Genomic DNA, 15474 nt, shown 5'->3' on the forward strand with positions numbered 1-15474 from the left:
TATCATGCAGTCACCTCTTCATCTTCTTTGTATGGACCGTACTGGTTACGTGCGAATACTTCCAGTCTGCGGTTTCCTATTATCAGGATAAGTATGATTGCCAGTCCGGCAACTATTGACAGCCAGCCAATATTGGCACCCATTGAAGGGTCAAATATTGTAGTAATCCAGCCACTGAGGAATACGGTCATACCAAAAGCCAGTCCTGTTACAGGTCCACCGAATTTGGCGCAGAACCAGGAATTATCGATACCGTTTCTCAGTCCGCACTCTGCTTTTCTCACGATATTACCGGAGTTTGCGGCATTAAGCCCGGATCCGAATTCCACATTCTGGAATTCACGCTCTGCACCATAGTGCACATCCCCTGTGGAAGATCCGACCGCTCCTACTGTGATACCCCATATGAATGCAAGCAGGGTAAGCGGGAAAGGATGTCCGAGAACAGTTGTCATGAGATATGACACAACAAGGATACAAAATGTAGTAATATAGGCAAATCCCATCATAACAGGTACGTGTGAACGGACTATATCAAGATATACGGGTTGTCTGAATCTTTTCTGGCTTGCGCTCCTTCCCATATATGCAGTTGTTGCGTAAGTGCCATGTATACCGGCTGCAATGAGGGCTCCAACTGCGATGGCAAAGACCACTGACATACTGTAGGCGCTCATAAGCACCGATGCAGATGCACCTCCGACCGCTGCCAGTAAGGCATTGGAGGGTGGTTCACCTGAAATGGCTTTGTTAAAAATCCTGTGTGGATACATCATCTGGGGTGCCAGCTGTACCTGGGAGTTCGGGTTACTCTGAGAACCAACGTCGGATTCCAGATCTTCCGATGCACCGGCGATAGTTGCCGCTGCACCCATTAGTGCCAACACACCCATTCCTATGAGTGGTTCCATATCTTTTATCCTCCTTTTTAATTAATTATAATAAATCCATGTATTGCTGTAGAACAACTCTTTGGAGTTTGTTCCGTATGTTATGAATTATAACATAGACTCATCTAAGGTGGGTTTGGATTATTTAATATAATTCATAAACCTTTCGGATTTGTCTCCTGAAATCGATTATATTTCCCACATAAAGAGGGATTTGTTCAGCATATCAACAATTGGATCAATATGTTTATCACTTACCATAATTACATCAGAAATCATCAAAATCTAAATTCATATACGCCGTATCAATGGGAATGATGCTTTAACTGAACAGTACCTCTTTGCCTTACCAAAAAGACTATTTATCACTTGCAGAACAGTATTCTATATGATTGGTGCATCTTCCTTTGCAGCTCCGCTGCCAAAACTCGATGAGTATGTTGATTCTGTTGAACTCTATATTCCCAAACTTGGTGTATATGATGGAAGAACACTGGACAGGGAGCGGCTCTTTTCAATACTTGATGAATTATCCACCTGTGATCTGGAGACATCGATTCACGCTCCTTACTTTGCCGATGTGCCAACCTATCCTTCTGGTCTTGTGGTTAATACGGCAGCCATGGACAAACAGGATTTCAGACTCATGGAAGAGTCCATTGATCTTGCCGCAGAGATTGGTTCCCATGCTGTTGTCATTCATCCCGGTATCCAGAAGGGAGATTATGAAAAATCTTTCAACAAAATGATTGCAAACCTGAAAGAACTGGCCGCCTTTGCTTCGGACAGGAGTGTGGTACTGGGACTTGAAAATAAGGAAAATACAGCTCCTGATAATCTCTGCTGCGATGCAGAGGAAGTTGTAAGGGCAGTGCTTGAAGTTGATTCCCCCTCTCTTGGTATCACTTTTGATGTTGGTCATGCCAACCTGACCTGTAGGGGAGATTGTGGTCTGCTCAGGCATTTTGCACGACTCTTTGCAGAACATGTTGTCCATGTACACGTTCATGATAATCACGGAAAGTGCACGGGTGATTATTTCGGAGATGCACACCTTGGCCCGGGTGCGGGTTGTATTGATTATACCGTACTTGAAGAATTGTCGGGATTTGATGGAATATTCAATCTTGAAGTCTTTTCTCTGGATGATGTCATTGCGGGAAGGAATAAACTGGATGAAATATTTCCCTGAATTCACGGGATACAGGCCTTCCCTGTAGACGTTTCCTCTAGTTTTTTGATTTCATGCATGGATACCTGTGTGCAGAGGGGGATATTTTTACCTTGTTCCATTTTCTTATGGAAAAACTATTAAAACATTACAGCAATGAGTATTATAGTGGTTGCAATACACAGAAGGTATCAGCATGAATAGGTATGAAAAATTCAAGAAAATGGAAAACAAGACATACTCTGAAGTCAACAGGTACCTTAAATCTACAACTCATCTGACCGCGCGTGAATGGATGATTGCTCGTCTCTGTGCAGATTTCAAAAATGTATCCAACCATTCGGAAATGACCTGGATAGGTGAAAACCTGCCGGATATTGTGCCGTTTGCAGAAAGTCCGTATTCCAGGCAGGAAGTATCCAATGCTCATTCAGCCTTCAAGAAAAAAATCAGGCGCAGTGGGACAACTTTTTTTTATGCATATTATGCAGGTCTGATAGACCAGGAAGAAATCCTAACCATGATACATAGCATGATAGATGATATAGGAGAACTGCTCAAGATTGAAGGCGGGAAATTATCCGAATCCCATTCAGAGGAAGTGCAGCTATTGATTGCACAAGTCCTCAAAAATATCAATGAAGCAGAGGGATTTGAGTACTGATATTGTTAGCTATCTGGATTACACACGTGATGCAAAATATATGGTATTTATAATGTCGTATCATTCTCTCAATTGCCGAATATCTGTGGGCTCCTGTCAACCTCCTTTCCATTTATCCTGTTTCCCACAATTATCTGAGGGGAGCTCACAACTTTTTAATGGCAATATGTATTTATCATCCCTTTTTATAGTATAACCAATGACCCTCAGAGATTTTATTGACAGGATCCGTACTTCCGGCAGGCTTACCGTAATCAAAGAAAAGGTGAATGCCGAGTACGAGGCACCAATGATTGCAAAAAAGACCGCCGGGCCGGTCCTTTTCGAAAATATTAATGGTTACCGGGCGATCATGAACGTGCTGGGAAGCAGGGATGAGCTGGGAGCAATGCTTGATGTCAATAGAAGGGATATTATTAAGAGTCTTTCCGGGATACAGCCGGATGGCGAAATAAGGATCGTGGATTCCTCTCCTACAAAAGAAGTTTGTGAGGAAGAAGTGGACCTCTATTCTCTTCCTATAATGACTCATTTTGAGAAAGACGGTGGTCCCTATATCACGGCAGGAATAGTTGTTTCCGAATATGAAGGTGTGACAAATGCCTCCATCCATCGCATGATGGTTGTGGGGAAAAATAAACTGGCCGGGCGCCTCGTGCCTCCAAGACATACATATCTTCTGCAAAAGAAGGCTGAAAACAATGGTGATCCATTGCCTGTTTCCATAGTACTGGGCTCGCACCCCGCGATTGCTTTTGCATCCACAACACGGGTCGGGGAAGGCAAGGAATTTAACTATGCGGCATCCCTGATGGGCAATCCCGTGGAACTATTTGAATGTGACAATGGTGTAAAGGTCCCACATTGTGAAATTGTCATGGAAGGTTACATCTATCCCGAAGAAAGGACAGATGAAGGCCCGTTTGTGGATATCACGGGCACCTATGACCTTGTACGCCAGGAGCCGGTCATAACTGTCACAAAAATATGGCATCGTAAAGACCCCATATACCATGGAATATTACCTGCGGGTCCCGAACACCTGCTGATGATGGGTGTACCCTATGAACCCCGTATTTACAGGGCTGTCGGGGAGGTTACAAAAGTAAAAAACGTAATCCTTACCGAAGGAGGTTGCTGCTATCTTCATGCCATTGTCCAGATTGAAAAGCAGACCGAGGGAGATGCAAAAAACGCCATAATGGCAGCGTTTGCTGCCCACACCAGTCTCAAACATGTGATTGTTGTGGATGAGGATATAGATATATTTGACAGTAATGACATCGAATTTGCCATGGCAACCCGTGTGAAGGCGGATTCAGATGTTATGATAATTCCCGGAGTCCGGGGGAGTTCTCTTGACCCCCGTGGAGCATCCGATGGTACAACTACTAAAATGGGTATTGATGCCACAAAGGTTCTGGCAGAAAAAGAGAAATTCGAAAGAGCCACGATGCCAAAAAATATTCACTGATCATATTTGAAGGTTTTTTATATGTATCTCACACCTGAAGAAGAACGAATAATCGCAGGAGAAAGCGGCCCTACCCTGCAAAAGGCCATGGAAATCCTGGTCGCACTGGGTGATATCTACAAAGCAGACCGCCTGATTCCCATTAAGAGTGCCCAGATTGCAGGCGTTTCCTATAAAACGATGGGGGAAGCCGGTCTGGAATGGATATCCGATCTTGAAGGCAGGGTGCAGGTACCTTCCATTCTCAATCCTGCCGGTATGGATCTTGAAAGATGGCAGGAGATGGGAGTATCTGCCGAATTCGCTAAAAAGCAGCAGGAGATCATCCAGGCATACAGGAGTCTGGGTATAGAGGTCCAGTGTACATGCACACCGTATTACCTGAAAAGTTTCTCGGCAACCTACGGTGATCATCTTGCCTGGAGTGAATCCTCAGCTGTATCCTACGCCAACTCCGTTATCGGGGCCCGTACCAACCGTGAAGGTGGTCCTTCTGCTCTTTGTGCAGCTCTTGTGGGTAAAACTGCAAAATATGGCTATCATCTGGATGAAAACAGGGTACCTGAACTTATGATATCCGTGGACTGTGAACTGGAGGCTTCAGACTATGCAGTCCTGGGCTATGTTGCAGGCAAAGCAGCAGGTAAACGTGTTCCCTTATTCAGGATGCAATCTACACCTCACAGGGACCAGCTCAAAGCGCTGGGTGCTGCAATGGCCGCATCGGGTGCTGTAGCCCTCTATCATGTGGAAGGTGTCACTCCTGAAAGTTGCAGGAAAGATTTCGAGCTGCCCGCTGAACAATTAACGATTGAAAGAACCCAGATAGATGAAGTTTATGAAACAGTATCAGGTAATGGAATAACAGAATGTGACAGTGCCGCTGTGGGTTGTCCCCATTGTTCACCTGAAGAACTGGAAGAGGTTGCTGCAAAGCTTGAAGGTAAGGTAGTGGACAACAATGTCTGGATATTTACTTCCAGAGAAGTTGCTGAGTCCAATCCCAGGCTTGTAGAACGTATCGAGAAAAGTGGTGCAAAGGTTCTCTGTGACACATGTATGGTGGTCTCCCCGGCAACCGATAAGTTCTCTCACATGGCAGTAAATTCCGGAAAAGCCTATGCCTACCTGCCTGGAATGTGCAAGGTGGCCGCAACAATTGACAATATTGAAAAATGCATGGAAAAAGGGGGTGGAGCTCATTCGGATTAAAGGCAGGGGTATCTCAAAAGGAATTGCTGGCGGTGAAGTATTGCTTTCAGAAGATCCGATCTCATTTCTGGGCAACGTAGACCCGCAAACAGGTAAGATCGTTGATCCCGATCATTGTCTTTTCGGGAAAAATATAGCTGGCAAGGTATTGGTATTTCCTCATGGGAAAGGTTCGACAGTGGGTTCCTATGTAATTTATCAGCTTTTCAAAAATGGTGTTGCTCCGGTTGCAATGGTAAACCTGGAATGTGAACCGATAGTAGCTGTGGGAGCGATCATATCCGAAATCCCTCTGGTTGATGGTCTGGAAAGTAATCCATTTGAGATGCTGGAGGATGGTATGAACGTGAACGTAAATGGTAATGAAGGCTGGCTGGAAACAAAGGATTAAGATGGGCTTGAAACGGAAACCTTCAGTAGACCCTCAGGTCAAACAGTTTATTGAATGGATGTATCTTCAGGTAAGTCCTTTTTTCAGGGTATATGAGGTGAACTATCATGCCGGGTCGGTCTATTTCTATGGAATGCCACGGGTTAGCCGCAAGATCATACAGGAATCTCTCACGGCACAGTTTGCCGCCAGGGGTTACAACCTTGCTATCGAATCTAAGTTAGGGGAAGAGGTAATTGCAGCGATTCCCTTCAAACAAGGAAAGGACAGGGTCTGGATTAATGTTGTGCTTGCAATAGCCACTTTTTTTACAACCATGTTTGCCGGTGCAAGCATGTTCGGGGCAGATGTAATTGCAGATCCGATCTCTGCTTTTGAAGGTTTGCCTTTTACTATCGCTATAATGGGTGTGTTGGGTTCACATGAGATGGGGCACTATCTCGCAGCTCGCAGGCATGGCATGCAAACTTCCCTGCCCTATTTTATTCCCTTTCCCTCCATAATCGGAACAATGGGGGCGGTTATCAAACACAAAGGAATGATACCGGACAGGAAATCCCTGTTTGATGTGGCAGTTTCAGGCCCCCTTGTAGGGCTTGTGGCCTCAGTAATTGTAACGATCATAGGTTTGATGCAACCCCCGCTGGAGTTCTCTCAGGCACCCGGGACCCTTATGATAGACCTGCAGATGCCTCCCCTATTTGCCTTCCTGCAATGGCTAATGGGTTCCAGTGGTCAAACCATTCACCCTGTGGCTTTTGCCGGCTGGGTGGGCATGTTTGTCACCCTGCTCAACCTGCTACCTTCGGGCCAGCTGGACGGAGGGCATGCCATGCGTGCAATGCTTGGTGAAAAAGCGAAATACATTTCTTCAGCAATGCCGGTTATACTCGGATTGGTAGCCATATATATAGGCACTGTAATGGGACAGAATGCCGGAATCTGGTTTTTCTGGGCGGTTTTACTGTTTCTTTTTGCTACCGCAGGCCATCCCCGACCAATGGAAGACAGCCATGAACTTGACGGGAAAAGGATGTTACTGGGAATAGTTACCTTCGTGTTGGGCCTGTTGTGTTTCACACCGGTTCCTTTTACTGTAGTTACTGTTTAAGGAAGTGAATTGAATGGATATAAATCTCCGATGGCATCGAAAGAACTCATACAGTCTGGCGACGCTTTATCCCTTGCTTGAAAATGCCGATTTTGTCAGGCATCCGGTTGACGGCATAATGGTGTACAGCTTTTCCACCGCACAAAAAAGAAACATATTTAGGGAAGTATCCTCTTCAAACACCGATTCTGTCTATATAGCAGGAGGGCCGCATCCATCAGGATCAGTGGAAGAAACTCTTGGGTTTTTTGATTATGTGGTGATAGGGGAGGGAGAAGAAACCCTGCCAGAACTTGTGGATACCCTGCAGATGGGTGGAGATATTTCAAAAGTAGCCGGCATCGCCTACAAAAAAGAGGGTAATATTGTGTATACGGCTGCCCGGCAACCGGTAAACCTTGATGATTATCCCTGTTTTGACTGTGATGGGCCCCGATCGCCAATTGAAATCAGCCGGGGATGTCCCTGGAATTGCAAATATTGCCAGACTCCCAGACTTTTAGGTCACAAAATGCGTCATCGAAGTATTGACTCCATTGTTCGTTATGCACGCTGCTACAATGACCTGAGATTCACCTCTTCAAATGCTTTTGCCTACGGGAGTGACGGAATTCATCCAAGGCCGGATAAGGTGGAAAAATTACTTGCCTCCCTTGCAGAACTTGAGGGAAAGAACATTTACTTTGGTACATTTCCTTCGGAAGTGCGTCCTGAATTCGTGTCCGAGGATGCCCTGGAACTGGTAGATAAATACTGCACAAACAAAAGCATAAGCCTGGGTGGCCAATCAGGCAGTGATAGGATACTCAGGCAAATTCGCAGGGGACATAGCAGTGAAGATATCTTTAATGCCGTTGAGCACTGTGTGGACAAAGATATAGTGCCGATGGTGGATTTCATATTCGGTTTTCCCGGTGAAAACGAAGAGGACCAGCGAATTACCCTAGATATGATCAACTGGATAATCAGTAAAGGTGGCAAGGTGCGGGCTCATTACCTGACTCCACTACCTTCGACTCCCTATGGAAATATAGTTCCTGCACCGATTGAACCGGATGTAAATAAACTTCTGGGTAAACTGGCACTGGATGGGAAATTGACAGGAAAATGGGCTCAATTTTTATATGCAAGATGGTGAGTATGAAATTGTCCGCAATGGTACACGTTAACGACAATTTCTTTTCCTGAATTGTATTTTTTCATCTGTCTTTCGTATTGTCTCTGGGAAGGTTTGAGTTTATTTTCCCTGAAATAGGAGAGCAGGGTAGTAAGGAAATCTATTCGGTGCTGCAGGAATCCGGTTTCATATTCTAACACATCTTTTGCTATCTGCATGGCGTCCTTCTCAGTCATTTCACAGTGGTAGTAACCGTGTTCGTTCAGGCCTGCTACATATCTCCACAGGAGTTTGCCCCTGCTGTTGGGTTCGCGATTGAGCATATACGGATATATGCTGCATATGGCGGGCCTCTGTGTGTATATGGCACACAGGTCATCTTCTCCCAGGAAAGCACAGGTCCCGTCATCCTTGTAGGTCAGGGCATACCCCTGTACATAGAAATTGCCCTTGTTATCACAGTAATCAAAATAAGGTGCAGGTGTAATTTTTGAAGAATCAACCATCTCGATTCTCTCAACATCATTCTCAAGCAGGAAAACATGGTCATTGTAATCGCGGGTGCAACAGCGTGTACACCTGCTGCATTCAAAACCCACATCTTTGATTATATCAACCAGTTCTCCAAAAGGATATGCCTCTACAGCAGAGAGGTCTGATCTGGTCTGTGAGAGCTCTTTACTTATCAAAGTTATCTGCATCACCTGGGACTAACCGCGCTGGCATAGTATTTAAGAATATTTTCAACGGACTACATATACAGGTTTTTTGGAATTGCGTATCACCTTCTCCGCAACACCGCCAAGCAGGAATTCTTTGGTGCTCTGCTGGCCCTTGCAACCAATGACGATCATATCAACACTCTTTCGTTCAGCAAAATCCATGATCTCATCTGACGGATATCCTTCCAGCATTTTTGTCTCGCAGGACAACCCCTTCTCTTTTGCAATAGCCATTGCCTTCCGGAATGTGTCTTTGCCCATCTCCTCCAGCACCCGGCGAGAAGGACTCCAGGAATCAGGATTTGACAGAAGGGATGAACCGGGATGTACCACATAAACTACGTAAATACTACTATCCAAACTCTTTGCAATTTCCATCCCCGCTTCAAGCACCTGTTCCGAATAGCCGGAACCGTCAACGGAAATAAGCATCTTGGTGTAACTCATTATCTAATCACCCTTGCAGTTAATTAGGACAGTATTTTTTATATAACTGTCGTGCTCATTTTTGTTCCCTGAGCTTTTCGGCAATACGTCTTGCAAGTTCCTTTCCGATTCCCTCAATTTCTGCGACCTCTTTTTCCTCAGCCTGTCTGATCTTTTCCACAGAGCCGAAATGCTGCAGAAGTTCTTTCTTTTTCTTCTCCCCGATACCTTCAATCCCATCCAGCTCGGAATGGGAAAGTCTCGCTGATCTTCTTTTCCTGTGGGAAGCCACCGCAAACCTGTGTGCTTCGTCCCTTACCTGCATGAGTATTTTTAGTGCAGGAGATTTTTTTGGCAGAATCCGCAGTTTACGGGGGTGGTTGTCTGGAAAAATTATATGCTCAAATTTCTTGGCAAGGCCGATTATGGGTATATTCATCTGCAGTTTTTGCAATTCCCGGCTTGCGGCGTTGACCTGCCCTTCTCCCCCGTCGATAAGTATGAGGTCAGGCATGGCTTGTTTATCTTCTTTCATGCGGGAGTATCGCCTGTCAACAGCTTCGGCCATCATGGCAAAATCGTCAATTCCTTCAACACTTTTGATGTTGTAATGCCTGTAATCAGCTTTTGAAGGTGTACCGTTTTTGAACACCACCATCGAAGCTACCGGATCACTTCCCGATATATTAGATATGTCAAAACCTTCTATATGTCGGGGCAGTGTACCAATTCCCAGTTTTTCCTGCAGAATCTCGAGCCCTTTCAGTGTCCCTTCCTTTTTTGCTTTCTCCGTGTTTGCCCTTTCTCGGGCCATTGTGGCATTTTTCATCGCCATATCAAGGAGTTTTTTCTTTTCCCCTATCCGGGGAATGTTCAGGGTGACTTTCCTGCCAGCCTTTTCAGACAGCCATTTCCGGATTACTTTTTCCTCCGGAGGCATTTCTGGCACAACAATTTCGGGAGGCACAGGGGAATCCTGGTAGTATTGTTTGATGAATTCGGCAATAATTTCAGAGGACGTACTTTTCCCCCGGTTCAATTCAAAATCCGCCCGTCCCACCATGCTGCCGTTTCTCACGTAGAAGAGCTGTACGTAGACATCCTTTTCATCCACATACAACCCGATTACATCCCTGTCATCGATTCCTGCAGTTGTCCTTTGCTGTTTTGCAAGTTCCTTTAAGCCTTCAATCTGGTCCCGGATGACCGAAGCTGCCTCATATCGCTGTTTTTCTGCGTATTCCTGCATGTGCTGTCTGAGTTTGCCCAGCAGGTCACCGGTGTCCCCCCTGAGGTACTTTACTGCAGCCTTCACATTATCCCTGTATTCTTCCGCATCCACATCTCCTGTACAGGGTCCCATACAGCGATTTATATGATAGTTCAGACAGGGCCTTTTCTTCTGTGCAGGATTGCCGTGACACCTGCGGATTTTGAATATCTGGGATATCAGGTCAAGGGTGGTGCGTACCGGCTTTACACTGGTGTATGGGCCAAAATACACAGCATCGTCCATTAACCTGCGTCTGACCAGGTATATGCGCGGGTATCTGGAATTGATGGTTACCTTCACATAGGGATAACGTTTGTCGTCCTTAAGGCTGATATTGTACCTGGGCCTGTTCTTTTTGATAAGGTTGGCTTCCAGAATAAGGGCTTCAACTTCTGTGGATGTAACTATGTATTCTATATCCCTGATCTTGCTGACAAGAACCTTTGTTTTTGGACTTTTGTTTTTGTCAGTCTGAAAGTACTGGCTGACCCTTTTCTTCAGGTCCCTGGCTTTACCGATGTAGATTATGGTATCATTTGCATCCTTCATCAGGTATACGCCGGGCAGGTGGGGAAAATCCGATATGTCCGGATGTCCCGGCACAATATTTTCACTCATTTCTGTGGTGTACACCCCTTAAAGCAATGTTCAACGAACCTGTCATATGTAATATCCAGGATAGTTTCCAGATTCACTATATCTTGCCGGTTGTACTCAAGAAGCAGGTCAAGGGCTTTTTCATTCCCTTTTTCATATTCTTTCCACAGGTGCACGGCTTCAAAACCATCCATTCCTTCAGTTTCTTCGGAGCGGTTAATTCCCAGCATGTGTTCTATATTTTTGAGTCCGCCTTTAAACCCTATTCTCCTTAAAGGATACATAAGATCGGTATGCATTTGTTCCATTGTGATCTGTGGGAACTCTCGCTGTATGAAAGGAAGGTCAAAACGCGCACCATTAAAAGTTACCAGGAAATCGTATTGTTCCATCTCCTGCACTATTTCTTCCAGATTTATGCCCCGCACGAAACTTTTCACATCTTTACCGTTATAAACTCCAATGACAGTTATTTCAGAGGATGCAGGTGAAAGCCCTGTGGTTTCAATATCCACGTAGGCTACAGAGTCCGAAAAATTACGGAATCCTCTCCAGTGTTCGGATGTAGGTATCGATTTTGCAAAATAAGGAATATCGCGTATCTCAAGTTTTTCGATGGAGTTTTCAATTTCCATTGCAATTTTATCTTTTTTGGAACCCGGGAGGTTTATTGCGCTTTTATTCTGCAGGAATTCATTCCATGTCGTAATTCCACCGGACCATATCTTCCTCTCGGTTTCTTTCCCGATGCCCGGGATATGAATATAAGTACTTGTAAGCATTAATGTCACCAATATTTTATATGATGGATTCAGCTCATGTAATTAAATTTGCCAGAATATATATCATTTAAGAAAATGTATTTATATATATGACCAACGTAAATTCTTATACAATATACAACTATAACAGGGGATAACATGCGCGCAGATATTACATCACTCTTTGGGTTAAACGTATATACCAACCTCGGTACTTATGTGGGTAAAGTTGATGACCTTGTAATGAATGTGGAGGAGGGGGTAATAAGTGGTCTTGCTCTTTCTGACATCAGTCGTGATTTTTTCGATGTTCCTACAAAGGGTGTCATAATTCCCTATCGCTGGGTAATCACAAGCGGGGACATCGTTCTTATCAGGGATGTTGTCAGCAAATTCAGGAATAAAGAGAAAGAAGAAGACTGATCATCTCATGAAAGAGCGAGAGATCTATGCTGATTTGCGTTGTGTGTCTCCGGTAATTCTTCGAGTAGATGGCAGGAACTTCCAGCATACCCTGAAAAAAGAAGGGTTTGAAAAACCCTATGACCTTTTCTTTGCCACCTGTATGGCCGATTCAATAGAGCTGTTTTTCAAAAAAAGCAACATGAACCCGGTTTTTGCGTACACTTTTTCTGATGAGGCAAGCATTGTATTCACGGATCTGCCCTTTGACAGAAGAGTGGAGAAACTTGATTCGGTTGTACCTTCATTTTTGAGCAGCTCTTTTACCCTTTTTTCAGGAATTGAGGAACCTGTGGCCTTTGACTGCCGCGTGATTCCTGTATGCAGTGGCCAGTTTACCGAATATATGCAGTGGCGACAACAGGAAGCCTGGCGCAATTTTGTTAGTTCTTATGGTTATTACACTCTTATAGATGAAGGTATTGACAGAAAAAGTGCAGCTTCGATCATGCATGGCAAAAAATCACAGGACATACATGAGATGATGTTTGAAAGAGGCACAAATCTGGCAAAGAAACCTGCATGGCAAAGGCGAGGTGTGGCTGTATACAGGGTGAAATATCCAATAGAAGGGTATAATCCTCTTCTGGAGGAAAAGACACGTTCCACACGTTCACGTATCTACCAGGATTGGGATTTGCCTCTTTTCAGTACAGAAGAGGGAGATAATTTCCTCAAAAGACATATATCTCTGGATTGAATAGAGATTGCACAATTATTGACCTTATTATCAGTTAAATTATCTTATGCGGTGACTCCATGGACAGAATAGATCTTGTTAAAAGAAATGCTCAGGAAATTGTTACAGAGAAGGAACTGGATGAACTGATGGAAGCAAAAGCAGAGCCTTCTGCCTACACCGGTTACGAACCAAGCGGTAAGATACATATGGGTCACGTGCTTACCGTAAACAAATTGATCGACCTTCAGAAGGCCGGCTTCAATATAACGGTACTCCTTGCAGATGTGCACGCTTTCCTGAATCAGAAAGGTACTATGGAAGAAGTAAAACAAATTGCTGATTATAACAGGAGATGCTTTCTTGCACTGGGGCTTGACCCTGATAAAACCAATTTTGTTTATGGTTCGGATTTCCAGCTGGGTGAGGAATATATGCTCAATGTACTCAGACTCACCTGTACTACTTCTCTGAACAGGGCCCGCCGCAGTATGGATGAGGTAGGAAGAACAATGGATGATCCGCGGGTTTCCCAGATGGTCTATCCGATAATGCAGTCTATTGATATTGCTATGCTTGATGTTGATGTAGCTGTAGGTGGTATCGACCAGCGTAAGATACACATGCTTGCCCGTGAGGGACTGCCTGGAATGGGTTACAAGGCACCGATATGTCTCCATACTCCAATCCTGCTGGGACTTGACGGTGATAAAATGGCATCTTCCAGAGGCAATTATATTTCTGTGGATGATGATGAGGCAACCATCAAGAAAAAGATGAAAAAAGCTTTCTGTCCTGCTGGTGAGATAGTTGATAATCCTGTGTTACAGCTCTTCCGCTACCATATATTACCCCGTTATGAAGAGGTCGTGTTTGAAAGGCCTGAGAAATTTGGAGGCAATCTTACATGCAATGGTTACGAGGAACTTGAAAAAATCTTTGAAGACGGGACCCTGCACCCAATGGACCTTAAAAACGGTGCTGTAAAATACATGAGCCTGTTACTTGCACCTGTCAGGGAAGTTCTCCTGTAAATCCCCACGATAACATATATAATGTTTGCAGGCAGATATTTAGCATTAAACCGGGGGAAACATGAAATATACATTTCAGGATTCTACTGATCTGCCTGTACAGCGGGATTTCATTGAGGATTTAAAGAACTTTGTGGATGCCTGTTCCAAAGTTCTTCCTGTAGAAAAGGAAGCGATTGAAAAAAATGAAAATTATTACAAAAATATCGGTTCTCTGGAAAAAGCACTGGAGGAACTGAATAGTTCCAATGATAAAACTGTGGAATGTGTCAAATCCCTGGATTCTGATTTTGCCGGCCACTATCTGGATGAATATAAAAAATCAGTCCTGGAAGCCTGTGACAGAGCTGTACATGAAGGCTTGGAACAGGTAAACCTCTCTATCGAAAAGGAAAGAAATGACTATAACAAATTCATGAATTCTATCGGCAGTCAGGTCCTTTCTATGTTGAATCCTCTTTTTGAAGGCGGAATTTATGGTTCTCATGAAAGTTATTCCATGGAAGCTGAAAATGGCCATTTAACCGGCAAGAAGGTCTCAACTTTTGGGTCAATGCAATCTTTCTTTGAATTGGGTTATAACAGGTCTTCTGTTGCGGTAAAAGATCTGATTGATACCCTTTTTATCCCTACGTGGACAAGAACCGGATTAATATCCAAGGAAAAAAAGATCAAAATGGAAGACCTGTCCGAGTATTTACTGAAATCGTTTGAGTATGATGGCAAGGAGCACGTGGACGCCTCTTTCAGCAATAAAAAGGCAGACCATTCGCTGAGAATTATTTCAGACGGCGATGAGTATTCCGTGATTTTTGATGATACTGATATTACTGCAGACCCTGCGCTTTTTAAATCAATAACCCTCGAAGAGATTGATTCACTTGTCAATAATCTTGTGGGATTTGCCCGGTCCAGTATTGCTTCCCGCAAACTTGTCAATTTGATGGCCGGTGATGAGAATGCCATTTACAGTAATGAGATATTTGACTGCTTAAAGGCTGTTGCAGAACAGTATTCAGACATTATAACCCAGTGTCGTGAAAGGGGATATGTGAAAGGTGAAATTACCATCAAGATTGAGCAAGAAGATGGAACACGCACTGAAAAGTACGTGGATCGCAGCGAAATTTTCAACCGTCTTTCTGAGCTTGGTAGTGAAGGATTGGAGATTGCAGGTATTCTCGGGGTTGAATCTTCCAAAAGCAATTCACATTAATTTTTCTTGTGGTCAGGCATAACATTTATTGCATTCTCAAAAATAGAATTTATAATTATCTGTTATTATTAAATATTAATTATGCCGATATGGCCATTAATGAACTCATAAATAATAAGTCTACAGTTTAAGGAAACACTGCCTGTATCACTTCCTTGGAAGTCTTCTATCATTCGATATCCATGAGTGTATAATTTTGATTAATATTCCTATAGAGATTTCTGATTAACTCCTCCCCTCACCCAAACTAAACAACAATATTTATATTCTATCA

At 44.0% G+C, this 15474-nt stretch carries 16 protein-coding genes; 11 read left to right on the forward strand and 5 right to left on the reverse strand.

The window, feature by feature from the left end; translation table 11 throughout:
• Nucleotides 1-2: 2 nt before the first annotated feature.
• On the reverse strand, nt 3-911 hold the full coding sequence (mtrE, locus tag A9957_RS07835) for a tetrahydromethanopterin S-methyltransferase subunit E (RefSeq protein WP_292343583.1): 909 nt from the start codon (nt 909-911) through the stop codon (nt 3-5).
• Between the two features lie 367 nt (nt 912-1278).
• Here mtrE and A9957_RS07840 point away from each other — a divergent pair, with 367 nt between their 5' ends.
• From A9957_RS07840 to A9957_RS07870, 7 genes are all read left to right on the forward strand, one after another.
• Entirely contained in the window at nt 1279-2082 is an 804-nt protein-coding gene (locus tag A9957_RS07840; protein WP_292343585.1) for a sugar phosphate isomerase/epimerase family protein, read from the forward strand.
• Nucleotides 2083-2257: 175 nt separating this feature from the next.
• On the forward strand, nt 2258-2725 hold the full coding sequence (locus tag A9957_RS07845; protein WP_105460738.1) for a DUF5806 family protein: 468 nt from the start codon (nt 2258-2260) through the stop codon (nt 2723-2725).
• 199 nt (nt 2726-2924) lie between these two features.
• Nucleotides 2925-4199 (forward strand): UbiD family decarboxylase, encoded by a 1275-nt coding sequence (locus tag A9957_RS07850; RefSeq protein ID WP_292343778.1) that lies wholly within the window; start codon nt 2925-2927, stop codon nt 4197-4199.
• 21 nt (nt 4200-4220) lie between these two features.
• Entirely contained in the window at nt 4221-5411 is a 1191-nt protein-coding gene (locus tag A9957_RS07855; protein WP_292343780.1) for an aconitase X catalytic domain-containing protein, read from the forward strand.
• Nucleotides 5392-5802, forward strand: a complete 411-nt coding sequence (locus A9957_RS07860) for a DUF126 domain-containing protein (RefSeq protein WP_292343839.1) — start codon at nt 5392-5394, stop codon at nt 5800-5802. Before A9957_RS07855 ends, A9957_RS07860 begins: the two co-directional genes overlap by 20 nt.
• Nucleotides 5768-6913, forward strand: a complete 1146-nt coding sequence (locus A9957_RS07865) for a site-2 protease family protein (RefSeq protein ID WP_292343782.1) — start codon at nt 5768-5770, stop codon at nt 6911-6913. Before A9957_RS07860 ends, A9957_RS07865 begins: the two co-directional genes overlap by 35 nt.
• 13 nt (nt 6914-6926) lie before the next feature.
• The gene (locus tag A9957_RS07870; protein ID WP_096712633.1) at nt 6927-8051 is read left to right on the forward strand and encodes a TIGR04013 family B12-binding domain/radical SAM domain-containing protein; all 1125 of its coding nucleotides are present in this window, start codon (nt 6927-6929) and stop codon (nt 8049-8051) included.
• On the opposite strand, the gene A9957_RS07875 is transcribed toward A9957_RS07870, so the two are convergent.
• The 4 genes from A9957_RS07875 to A9957_RS07890 are packed head-to-tail and all read right to left on the reverse strand — an operon-like array spanning nt 8027 to nt 11830.
• Nucleotides 8027-8731 (reverse strand): YkgJ family cysteine cluster protein, encoded by a 705-nt coding sequence (locus tag A9957_RS07875; RefSeq protein WP_096712634.1) that lies wholly within the window; start codon nt 8729-8731, stop codon nt 8027-8029. The two genes, A9957_RS07870 and A9957_RS07875, sit on opposite strands and share 25 nt — an antisense overlap.
• Before the next feature lie 42 nt (nt 8732-8773).
• Nucleotides 8774-9199 carry a universal stress protein gene (locus A9957_RS07880; RefSeq protein ID WP_292343784.1) on the reverse strand — a complete coding sequence of 142 codons (426 nt, stop codon included), beginning with the start codon at nt 9197-9199 and terminating at the stop codon, nt 8774-8776.
• 55 nt (nt 9200-9254) lie between these two features.
• Complete coding sequence (gene uvrC, locus A9957_RS07885; protein WP_292343785.1) at nt 9255-11069, reverse strand: excinuclease ABC subunit UvrC; 1815 nt, start codon at nt 11067-11069, stop codon at nt 9255-9257.
• The gene (locus tag A9957_RS07890) at nt 11066-11830 is read right to left on the reverse strand and encodes a ribonuclease H-like domain-containing protein (RefSeq protein ID WP_292343787.1); all 765 of its coding nucleotides are present in this window, start codon (nt 11828-11830) and stop codon (nt 11066-11068) included. The genes uvrC and A9957_RS07890 overlap by 4 nt, the downstream gene beginning before the upstream one ends.
• Before the next feature lie 138 nt (nt 11831-11968).
• Between A9957_RS07890 and A9957_RS07895 the strand changes: the two genes are divergently transcribed.
• The 4 genes from A9957_RS07895 to A9957_RS07910 all read left to right on the forward strand — a co-directional run bounded on the left by A9957_RS07895 (nt 11969) and on the right by A9957_RS07910 (nt 15200).
• Nucleotides 11969-12232: a PRC-barrel domain-containing protein gene (locus A9957_RS07895; protein ID WP_096712638.1), complete on the forward strand. Its 264-nt coding sequence runs from the start codon at nt 11969-11971 to the stop codon at nt 12230-12232.
• Nucleotides 12233-12239: 7 nt separating this feature from the next.
• Nucleotides 12240-12971 carry a tRNA(His) guanylyltransferase Thg1 family protein gene (locus A9957_RS07900; RefSeq protein ID WP_096712639.1) on the forward strand — a complete coding sequence of 244 codons (732 nt, stop codon included), beginning with the start codon at nt 12240-12242 and terminating at the stop codon, nt 12969-12971.
• 59 nt (nt 12972-13030) lie between these two features.
• Nucleotides 13031-13984: a tyrosine--tRNA ligase gene (locus A9957_RS07905; RefSeq protein WP_096712640.1), complete on the forward strand. Its 954-nt coding sequence runs from the start codon at nt 13031-13033 to the stop codon at nt 13982-13984.
• 61 nt (nt 13985-14045) lie between these two features.
• On the forward strand, nt 14046-15200 hold the full coding sequence (locus A9957_RS07910; protein WP_096712641.1) for a hypothetical protein: 1155 nt from the start codon (nt 14046-14048) through the stop codon (nt 15198-15200).
• Nucleotides 15201-15474 lie beyond the last annotated feature (274 nt).

The sequence above is a fragment of the Methanohalophilus sp. DAL1 genome, assembly GCF_001683555.1.
Lineage (GTDB): Archaea > Halobacteriota > Methanosarcinia > Methanosarcinales > Methanosarcinaceae > Methanohalophilus > Methanohalophilus euhalobius.

Bases quoted from the DNA above. Each gene is read 5' to 3' on its own strand.
- A9957_RS07875 (WP_096712634.1), bottom strand. From the start codon at position 8,731: ATGCAGATAACTTTGATAAGTAAAGAGCTCTCACAGACCAGATCAGAC.
- A9957_RS07905 (WP_096712640.1), top strand. From the start codon at position 13,031: ATGGACAGAATAGATCTTGTTAAAAGAAATGCTCAGGAAATTGTTACA.
- A9957_RS07850 (WP_292343778.1), top strand. From the start codon at position 2,925: ATGACCCTCAGAGATTTTATTGACAGGATCCGTACTTCCGGCAGGCTT.
- A9957_RS07880 (WP_292343784.1), bottom strand. From the start codon at position 9,199: ATGAGTTACACCAAGATGCTTATTTCCGTTGACGGTTCCGGCTATTCG.
- A9957_RS07865 (WP_292343782.1), top strand. From the start codon at position 5,768: ATGGTAATGAAGGCTGGCTGGAAACAAAGGATTAAGATGGGCTTGAAA.
- A9957_RS07910 (WP_096712641.1), top strand. From the start codon at position 14,046: ATGAAATATACATTTCAGGATTCTACTGATCTGCCTGTACAGCGGGAT.
- uvrC (WP_292343785.1), bottom strand. From the start codon at position 11,069: ATGAGTGAAAATATTGTGCCGGGACATCCGGACATATCGGATTTTCCC.
- mtrE (WP_292343583.1), bottom strand. From the start codon at position 911: ATGGAACCACTCATAGGAATGGGTGTGTTGGCACTAATGGGTGCAGCG.
- A9957_RS07900 (WP_096712639.1), top strand. From the start codon at position 12,240: ATGAAAGAGCGAGAGATCTATGCTGATTTGCGTTGTGTGTCTCCGGTA.
- A9957_RS07855 (WP_292343780.1), top strand. From the start codon at position 4,221: ATGTATCTCACACCTGAAGAAGAACGAATAATCGCAGGAGAAAGCGGC.
- A9957_RS07895 (WP_096712638.1), top strand. From the start codon at position 11,969: ATGCGCGCAGATATTACATCACTCTTTGGGTTAAACGTATATACCAAC.
- A9957_RS07870 (WP_096712633.1), top strand. From the start codon at position 6,927: ATGGATATAAATCTCCGATGGCATCGAAAGAACTCATACAGTCTGGCG.
- A9957_RS07890 (WP_292343787.1), bottom strand. From the start codon at position 11,830: ATGCTTACAAGTACTTATATTCATATCCCGGGCATCGGGAAAGAAACC.
- A9957_RS07840 (WP_292343585.1), top strand. From the start codon at position 1,279: ATGATTGGTGCATCTTCCTTTGCAGCTCCGCTGCCAAAACTCGATGAG.
- A9957_RS07845 (WP_105460738.1), top strand. From the start codon at position 2,258: ATGAATAGGTATGAAAAATTCAAGAAAATGGAAAACAAGACATACTCT.